This window comes from Shewanella inventionis (assembly GCF_014641855.1).
Lineage (GTDB): Bacteria > Pseudomonadota > Gammaproteobacteria > Enterobacterales > Shewanellaceae > Shewanella > Shewanella inventionis.
Genome location: NZ_BMII01000013.1, coordinates 120,132 through 128,166 on the forward strand (window position 1 = coordinate 120,132; position 8,035 = coordinate 128,166).

At 42.7% G+C, this 8,035-nt stretch carries 7 protein-coding genes; 3 read left to right on the forward strand and 4 right to left on the reverse strand.

All coding sequences use genetic code 11. The features are described 5' to 3' along the window. Positions 1-35 precede the first annotated feature (35 nt). Both IEW93_RS09325 and IEW93_RS09330 read left to right on the forward strand, forming a co-directional pair. Positions 36-1,163 carry a hypothetical protein gene (locus IEW93_RS09325; RefSeq protein WP_188739061.1) on the forward strand — a complete coding sequence of 376 codons (1,128 nt, stop codon included), beginning with the start codon at positions 36-38 and terminating at the stop codon, positions 1,161-1,163. Positions 1,164-1,405: 242 nt separating this feature from the next. Continuing rightward, positions 1,406-2,707, forward strand: a complete 1,302-nt coding sequence (locus IEW93_RS09330; RefSeq protein ID WP_188739062.1) for an anaerobic C4-dicarboxylate transporter — start codon at positions 1,406-1,408, stop codon at positions 2,705-2,707. A 359-nt stretch (positions 2,708-3,066) separates the two neighbouring features. On the opposite strand, the gene IEW93_RS09335 is transcribed toward IEW93_RS09330, so the two are convergent. Beyond that, on the reverse strand, positions 3,067-3,933 hold the full coding sequence (locus tag IEW93_RS09335; protein WP_188739063.1) for a LysR family transcriptional regulator: 867 nt from the start codon (positions 3,931-3,933) through the stop codon (positions 3,067-3,069). Between the two features lie 119 nt (positions 3,934-4,052). Between IEW93_RS09335 and IEW93_RS09340 the strand changes: the two genes are divergently transcribed. Continuing rightward, positions 4,053-4,703, forward strand: a complete 651-nt coding sequence (locus IEW93_RS09340) for a TetR/AcrR family transcriptional regulator (RefSeq protein ID WP_188739064.1) — start codon at positions 4,053-4,055, stop codon at positions 4,701-4,703. Positions 4,704-4,784: 81 nt separating this feature from the next. On the opposite strand, the gene gorA is transcribed toward IEW93_RS09340, so the two are convergent. The 3 genes from gorA to IEW93_RS09355 form a co-directional block, all read right to left on the reverse strand. Next, complete coding sequence (gorA, locus tag IEW93_RS09345) at positions 4,785-6,140, reverse strand: glutathione-disulfide reductase (RefSeq protein ID WP_188739065.1); 1,356 nt, start codon at positions 6,138-6,140, stop codon at positions 4,785-4,787. 371 nt (positions 6,141-6,511) lie between these two features. Beyond that, positions 6,512-7,036: a hypothetical protein gene (locus IEW93_RS09350; RefSeq protein ID WP_188739066.1), complete on the reverse strand. Its 525-nt coding sequence runs from the start codon at positions 7,034-7,036 to the stop codon at positions 6,512-6,514. A gap of 58 nt (positions 7,037-7,094) precedes the next feature. After that, positions 7,095-7,856 (reverse strand): hypothetical protein, encoded by a 762-nt coding sequence (locus IEW93_RS09355; protein ID WP_188739067.1) that lies wholly within the window; start codon positions 7,854-7,856, stop codon positions 7,095-7,097. Between the last annotated feature and the right edge of the window lie 179 nt (positions 7,857-8,035).

Below are 8,035 nucleotides of genomic sequence, written 5' to 3' on the forward strand. Positions count from 1 at the left end.
TAAATTAATACTTAACAATTGAATTGGAATATATAATGAAATTATTAAAACTTTCTTTATTATCAACTTTGATTTCACTGTGTTTTATTGCTAATTATTCTGTAGCACAAGACGCTGAAGATGGAATTGATGTTTCTGGCACATTAAGAGCTAATTACTCATATAAAGAATATAGTGATAGCGCTAAAGATAAAAGTGGTGACTTAACTTTTGAAATGGCATCAATTAAATTTAATGGTAAATTAGATGATTGGGGTTTGTCATCGGAATATCGTTTTTATGATGGTTGGGAAGCATTAAGATATGGTTATGTTTTTTATGATTACTCACCGCAATGGCAAGTTCAATTTGGTATAAATCAGGTGCCATTTGGTAACCCTGGGTTTATTTCAAATAGTTTCTGGTTTGGCGTACCGTATTATTTAGGATTTGAAGATGATTATGATGCAGGTATAAAAGCCGTATATAACAATAGTGGTTGGGGTACAGAATTTGCGTTTTACAAAAATGCAGAATACGGCGCGAGTAGAAGTGATCGTTACTCAACTGACTTGTATTCAGGGGAGGTAAATGGCACTGAATATTATAATGAAGAAACCAACCAGTTAAACCTTCGCCAAACCTATGCAATGGAGTATGAAGGTGGTAAAGCCGTTATGGGGGCGTCGGTTGAAGTAGGACAAATCTACAATAGTAATACTGGCAATAATGGTGATAGATATGCTGTTGCATTGCACCTTGACGCAAGTTATCAAGGTTGGGCGCTACAATTGCAAGCGATGCAGTATGAGTATAATGCTGCAGATGCGTTAGATGAGAATAAGATTGCTGTAGCAGCTTATGCTTGGCAATACGAAATAGCATCTAAAGCACAGGCCTATAGCGTCAATGTGGCTAAAACCTTTACCACGAGCTGGGGCAGTGTCAAAGTGTATAATGACTTTGGTGTAGTCACCCCTGATGTTGATAACGAAGCCTATGATAACAGCTATCAAAATGTTACCGGTGTGGCATTGTCGTCTGGCCCAACCTACACCATGATTGACTATATTATGGGTAAAAATATGTATGCCTCAACGCTAGACAATGGCCATGTGGGCTTACCTGAAATTGGCGACAGTTGGGATCAGCGTATCAATATTAACTTTGGTTACTATTTTTAAACTCTGACTCTTCCCATCTCCCTCTCCCTTAACATGCCAATCACTGATTGGCATGTTTTGTTTTATGCCTTTTGCTGCAAATGATCTGGCGACTAAACCTGCAGATAATCCGCATTTTTGCAATTGCGTTGCCGTTAATTGATCTGTGTCTACATTCGAAAAATCACAACAGAGTAGTATCTCAACCCCAATGGCAGTCACTCTGCGATTTCATTTAAGACACGAAGGCATTAACAAGATATATGATGATTTTAGAACTAATCATTGTGCTAGGGGCAATATACCTTGGCGCAAGAATGGGCAGCATAGGCATTGGCTTTGCTGGTGGCGTAGGGGTGTTGATTCTTACTGCTGGGCTTGGATTAACGCCAGGTGCAATTCCTATCGATGTGATGCTGATTATTATGTCGGTGATAACGGCTATTGCAGCGATGCAAGAGGCGGGCGGAATGGACTTTCTAGTGTCTATTGCTGAAAAATTACTGCGCAAACACCCAAAGCATATTACCTTTTTAGCGCCAATTGTTACCTATTTTATGACGTTATTTGCTGGCACCGGCCATACTGCTTTTTCAACCCTACCTGTGATTGCTGAAGTGGCAAAAGAGCAAGGTATTCGGCCATCTCGGCCATTGTCTATTGCCGTTGTTTCGTCGCAAGTGGCGATTACCGCGTCGCCAATTTCTGCCGCTGTGGTGTTTTTCTCGGGGATTTTAGCGCCCTATGGTGTTGATTACTTGGTGCTGTTATCCGTGTGTATACCATCAACGTTTATTGCCTGTTTAATGGGTGCCGCAGTGGCTTCGTTACTGGGTAAACCACTGCATGAGGATGCAATTTATCAACAACGTTTAGCTGACGGGTTAGTGACGGTTCGTGGCGAAACACAAATCACTTTATTACCTGGCGCTAAGCGTTCAGTTGCTATTTTTTCAGTGGCAATCGTCGCGGTAATGTCTTATGCCACGGCAATATCTGACAAAGTCGGTTTAATCACCAACCCGGTATTATCGCGCGATGTCGCCATTATGCTGTTTATGTTATCGGCTGCGGCCGCAATCACCTGGTTTTGTCGTGTAGATGCCAGCAAAATTTCTAACGCATCGACTTTTAAATCGGGCATGTCGGCCTGTATTTGTGTGCTAGGCGTTGCATGGCTAGGTGATACCTTTGTATCAAACCACATTGACGAGATTAAAGCCGTTGCTGGCTCGTTACTTGATAGTCAACCCTGGTTGTTATCGGTGGCGTTATTTTTTGCATCGATGTTGTTGTATTCGCAAGGGGCGACTACTAAAGCATTGATGCCAGCAGCATTAGCCATCGGTGTGAGTCCATTAACGGCCATTGCCTCATTTGCTGCGGTGAGCGCGTTGTTTGTGCTGCCGACTTATCCTACGCTTTTAGCCGCTGTTGAGATGGATGACACTGGCTCAACGCGCATAGGCAAGGCGGTATTTAACCATCCGTTTTTGATCCCCGGAGTGGTCACAATCGCATTGAGTGTCGTGCTGGCTTTTGTATTGGGAGGTGTGTTGCTGTAAGTCATTATGCAATCGATAGCGTGTTGAGATTTCGGGGGAATTTTTGCAGCAGATGCTGCCTGAAGGGTGTTGGTTACTTAACCTTAACTCTGGTTAAGAGATGAATAAATAGCATCGATTCTAACAATAACTCCATACGATACATTCAAACTTGAAATTTGCGCTGATAACTAGGCAAATTTACGCGTCAATAGCTAGTCTATTGCAAGTGAATTTAACAACGTTATCGGTGCAAAGAACTGTTTGAAATGCATTTATTATCCAGAGTTGAGGTTACTTAGAGTGCTCGGTGGCAATTTACTCGCTGAGCTTAATCCGTGTTATCTCAAACAACATTCAACAAGCAAAATAAACACACGCTAATCGCGCTGATAACCTTTTTGCTCCACATTGGCTTTAATTAAGTCAATTAACTGTTTTGTAGCATCGGTTTGGGTATTGGGGTTGATATAAAGAGACTCATTAAACGTAGGCAGTGTGGGTAATCCATGCTCAAGCGGGTCTAGTACCTGCATTTTGTCGGTAATTCTAAATTCGGCAATAGGTGCAACCACTAAGTCGTTTTCAACTGCCATGCACAATGCTTGTGGTGATGGGGTTGATAAGAGTACGTTAATTTGGCGCATAGACAGCCGGTGATTAGCAAATACCTGCACTCTAATAGGACAGTTTTCTGGGTATAACCCCATCGGAATGGTTTTGCGTTTATGGGCGTTGCCGTTTACCGCGGCGACCCATTTAAAACGACGAGTAAAGAGTAATTCGCCATTGGTTGGGATCTGCCAATGGGTTGCAACAATGACGTCAAATTCGCCTTGGTGTAATTTTTTATATAAATTGCCGCTGACATCGGTATCGATCACTAATTCGATATTAGTGAATTCACGAATAAACTCCAATAAACAACTGCTTAAATAACATTTTATAAAATCAGTTGGTACACCTAAGCGGATCACTTCGCGGTTTTGGCACTCTTTTAATTCACCCAGTGCCTGTGAGTTTAGCTGGATCATTTTATAGGCATAATTAAGCAACGTTTCACCAGAGTCAGTTAAGGTAACCCCTTTGTTGTCTCTGTTTAATAACGTTTGGCCGACACTTTCTTCAAGCTTTTTAACCTGTAGGCTAAGCGTTGATTGGGTGCGGCAAATTTTATCGGCGGCTTTTGATAGGTTGCCACACTCAGCCACAGCAATAAAACTTTCTAGTAATTCAATCTTTAACATGGGCTATTGAATAAGTTCATAGTGGCATCAGTATTACTCAATATTGAGTACCAACAAAGCTTGCTATAATGTAATTGTGAAGTTGCAAAGCTTTTATCTTAACCTCATCGGAGTAAGACATGACGAGCTGGGAAAAGCGTGGGAATTATTTAATTGAAGTGTCACAACGTTGCTTAAAAGGCCACAAGACCTTTGACTTGTGCCGTTCGCATTTAGTTGACGCTAGCCAGATATCAAAAGGCACAATTTACAATCATTTCACCTCCGAAGCCGACTTAATTATCGCCGTGGCCTGTGCCGATTATCGAATGTGGTTGAACCAAGCAGAGCAAGATACTGCACAATACAGTGACCCTTATTTACGGTTTATTTTTCATCACTGCCAACGTTTATATCGTATTTTGTCAGAGCAAGCATTTGTTATCGCTAGGATAGTGCCAAACGAGGCTATTTTGTCACAAGCCAGTGATTATTATCGTGAGCGCTTTGAGCGTGTGCTTGAGCAATATAAGCAGTGGAATGCACAAACATTAATGGCCATTGGTGAAGTCAGTGGCTTTAACCGCGGTGAGCTTTTGTGTGACTATTTACGCGGCGCCATGATCAATAGTGATGATGCGCAAAAACATTACAACGATGCTGAAATGTATTATCAACATGGTTTTGCGATGACCCAGCTTATGGGGCACTCACAAAAGCGTCCTCCAAGCATTAAAGTATTTTTGCAGTGGTTACAAGATAAAGAAGCCAGCAAAGCACTGTTAATGTAAAACGCGTTATGTATTAGCAAATGTTTTGCAATAAAAAAGCCGTGTTAACCTTAACACGGCTTTTACTTATTAATTAATAACTTATCTCATAGTGACAAATTCTTCGGCGCCAGTTGGGTGGATGGCCACGACTGAGTCGAAATCTGCTTTAGTTGCGCCCATTTTCATCGCTACACCAAAGCCCTGGAGTATTTCGTCCATACCAAAACCGATCCCATGAACACCCACTACCACCTCGTCTTCACCCGCGCAAACAAGCTTCATTTTGCAGGCCTGACGGTGGCTCGTTACCGCGGTGTACATAGAGGTAAAGGTAGAGGTGTACACCTTGATGTTGTCTTGGCCGTATTTCTCAGCAGCTTCTGGCTCGGTGAGTCCCATTGTGCCAATCGCTGGGTGGCTAAATACCACGGTAGGAATTAAGCTGTAATCCATTTTAGCGTTTGGCATATTGCCAAATAAACGTTCAGACAGTAAACGACCCGCTTTAACCGCGACAGGGGTTAACTCAACGCCGCCAGCCATAATATCGCCAACACAATAAATGCCTTTAGCGGTAGTATTTTGCTGCTCGTCTGTAATCACATAGCCGTTAGCGTCTAACTGCACATCAGTATTTTCAAGGCCAATATTACCTGTTGCAGGAGAGCGGCCTATGGCCCAAATGAGGCAGTCTATGGTTAAACTTTTACCGTTTTCAAGCGCCAGGGTTAAGCTGCCATCAGCATTTTTACTGACTGACTTTGGCACGCTATGAGTGTGTAATGTGGGGCCGTCGGTTGCCATGGCCTCAACCAACCCGTCAACTAAAATAGGGTCAAAATTACGTAAAGGTGCGTGTTTGCGTACCAACAAATGGGTTTCGCTGCCCAGTGCGTGTAAAACGCCTGCCACTTCTACAGCAATGTAACCTGCACCGACCACTGCAACTCGTTTAGGTTGTTCACGCAGTTCGAAAAAACCATCTGAGTCGATACCGTATTCGGCGCCCGGAATGTCAGGTATTGTTGGTGCGCCTCCAGTGGCAACCACAATATGATCTGCCGTGTAGTGCTCACCATTCACTTCAATGGTGTTGTTGTTAACAAAGCGGCCATAACCATTTAATAGGGTGACTTTATTATTGGCAAAACCACGGCCATAGGCATCATGAATACGACCAATATAAGCTTCGCGGCTTTCAACTAGGGTATTCCAGTCAAATTTGTTGATGCTAACATCAAAGCCATAATCTTTGGCGTAGAGGTTCATTGCTTCAGCAATATGTGCGCCATACCACATCACTTTTTTGGGCACACAGCCTACGTTAACGCAAGTACCGCCAACGTGTTTTGCTTCGATGATTAATACTTTTGCGCCACGCATTGCTGCACGGTTTGCTGAGGCGATGCCGCCACTGCCAGCGCCAAGCGCGATATAGTCAAAATGTTGAGCCATGATAATCTCCACTAGGGTTAATGCATCCATTGTAGGGGGGATTAGCTTTGCGATCTAGTTGTTCTATTTGAGGTTATATACCTAATGAGCTTGAAGATACGTATTTCAGAGCTTCACCGGGTGTTCAATACTAGGCGCGTTCATGCGGTAATGTAGGCACCTTTAAATTAACGCAACAATTCTCTTGTTTAAAAATCAGGGGAACACGGTGAAACTCCCAAAGGGCAAGTTTTTCATGCGTTTATACTATTTGTTGATTTTGTTGCTTTAGCTGATTTAGGAAAGGGTACAACCATTACCCACAATCAATACCTTGTCTAAACGCGTGTAATTTTTTGCTGAAATTGAGCATCTTCAGGCTAATTGGGATATTAACGTTTATGCTGGCATTCGCCACGGTCAACGTCGTTAGGGCCACTGGTGGCGCACTTAAGACAGTCCCATTCACTTTCTCTAATATCAATTTCATCTTGGTAATGACTAAATGAACTATTTTGGGTTTGCCGTTGCTTTTTTTGTAAGTGTGTTATGCGACTTTGTAGCCAGCGACAACTGGGGTCGTCAGCCATGTTAGTGCTAGTTTGGTGTGCTGAAGACGTAATCGCTTTGTTAGCGTCGATGTGTTTTTGTAAGCTAGGTTTAATGAAAATGTCGTTAGCATTATATTCTAAAGCCGATTGAGCCTTTGTGGGAATGGCAATGATATTCCCCTGGCTGTCAGTGGCATATTGTTGTGGTAACTGGTTAGCGTTATCGTTGTTGAGTTCTGCGTTGTCCTTGGCAGGTTTGGCAGTTAGCTGGCTAAACTCAGAGGCACTAGCAACCGAGAATATCCATAATAAAGTGAGCGGCAATCCACCCCTTAAAGTGGCTTTTTGCGTTAAACGGGTTAGCATGTGCACTCCTTGTGCGACGAATTAGTAACCCATAGTCTAGTCGTTCAATATCAAAACGCTAAAATCCCCAACTGAAATATACGCCAGCATAGGTTTCATCGAGACTGCCTAATTGGCCATCTGCTTGAGCCTGTTGTTTTATGTCCTCTAACGCAATGCTATGGCTAATATGAGCGGTTAGGGCAAGATTGTCGTTAAATTGATGCTCCGCTTCTAGGCCAAATTGTACATGGTTGGCACCATTATGTTTTTCGCTGCTGTAACCAAAGTCAAAGCCTTGAGACAGGTATGGTGTGAAGGTGAATTGAGAGTTGATTTCCCAAGGGTTGTGCAAGCTTACAGTAACAAAATAACCAGATGCTTCAGTGGCATAAGTGTAGTGTATGGCAGGTATTATCCAATCAATACCTTTGTAGGCTATTGAGCTAAAAAACTCATTATCAGATGCGCGTTCATCACCATAAAATTCAAGACGTTGATAGCCAATTGTAGCATCTACATCATCATGAAAATGTAATGCGTATTCTAACCCAGCGTTCCACTCGGTGTAGTGTACTTGGTCGGCTCTACCTACAACGGCAAATACCACCATATCGTTATGTTCTGCCGTGGCAGCAGCCCAAGCTATTCCGCCTTTAGTTAAGTTGTTTCTACCTTCAGTAATATAGTGATTGTCCCACCCTAGGTTCAGGCCAATAGCGGGTGATGTTTCATTGCTAGCTAATGCAAAAGCGGAAACCAGCAAGCTTAAAATGGCGAGTGAGGGGGCAACAACGTTGAGGCTATGTTTACGACAAATAATGCTAAAATTGAATGTCATGTCAATGTGGTCCAAAGCGTTGTGTTTTAGGAGGATTATTCGTGCCTATGTTTAACACCATTCAGTTAAGAGTTTCTTCTCTTAACTGGATAGCGAGTTTTGTTAATTCGAACGGTCCTACTTTTGGGCCGTTTTCGTTTTTTGGGCAAGATAAATTGTTTAACGTTTTCCCTCATTGC

Coding starts and splice junctions, on each gene's coding strand:
- IEW93_RS09340 (WP_188739064.1), top strand. CDS start 4,053: ATGACGAGCTGGGAAAAGCGTGGGAATTATTTAATTGAAGTGTCACAA.
- IEW93_RS09350 (WP_188739066.1), bottom strand. CDS start 7,036: ATGCTAACCCGTTTAACGCAAAAAGCCACTTTAAGGGGTGGATTGCCG.
- gorA (WP_188739065.1), bottom strand. CDS start 6,140: ATGGCTCAACATTTTGACTATATCGCGCTTGGCGCTGGCAGTGGCGGC.
- IEW93_RS09330 (WP_188739062.1), top strand. CDS start 1,406: ATGATGATTTTAGAACTAATCATTGTGCTAGGGGCAATATACCTTGGC.
- IEW93_RS09355 (WP_188739067.1), bottom strand. CDS start 7,856: ATGACATTCAATTTTAGCATTATTTGTCGTAAACATAGCCTCAACGTT.
- IEW93_RS09335 (WP_188739063.1), bottom strand. CDS start 3,933: ATGTTAAAGATTGAATTACTAGAAAGTTTTATTGCTGTGGCTGAGTGT.
- IEW93_RS09325 (WP_188739061.1), top strand. CDS start 36: ATGAAATTATTAAAACTTTCTTTATTATCAACTTTGATTTCACTGTGT.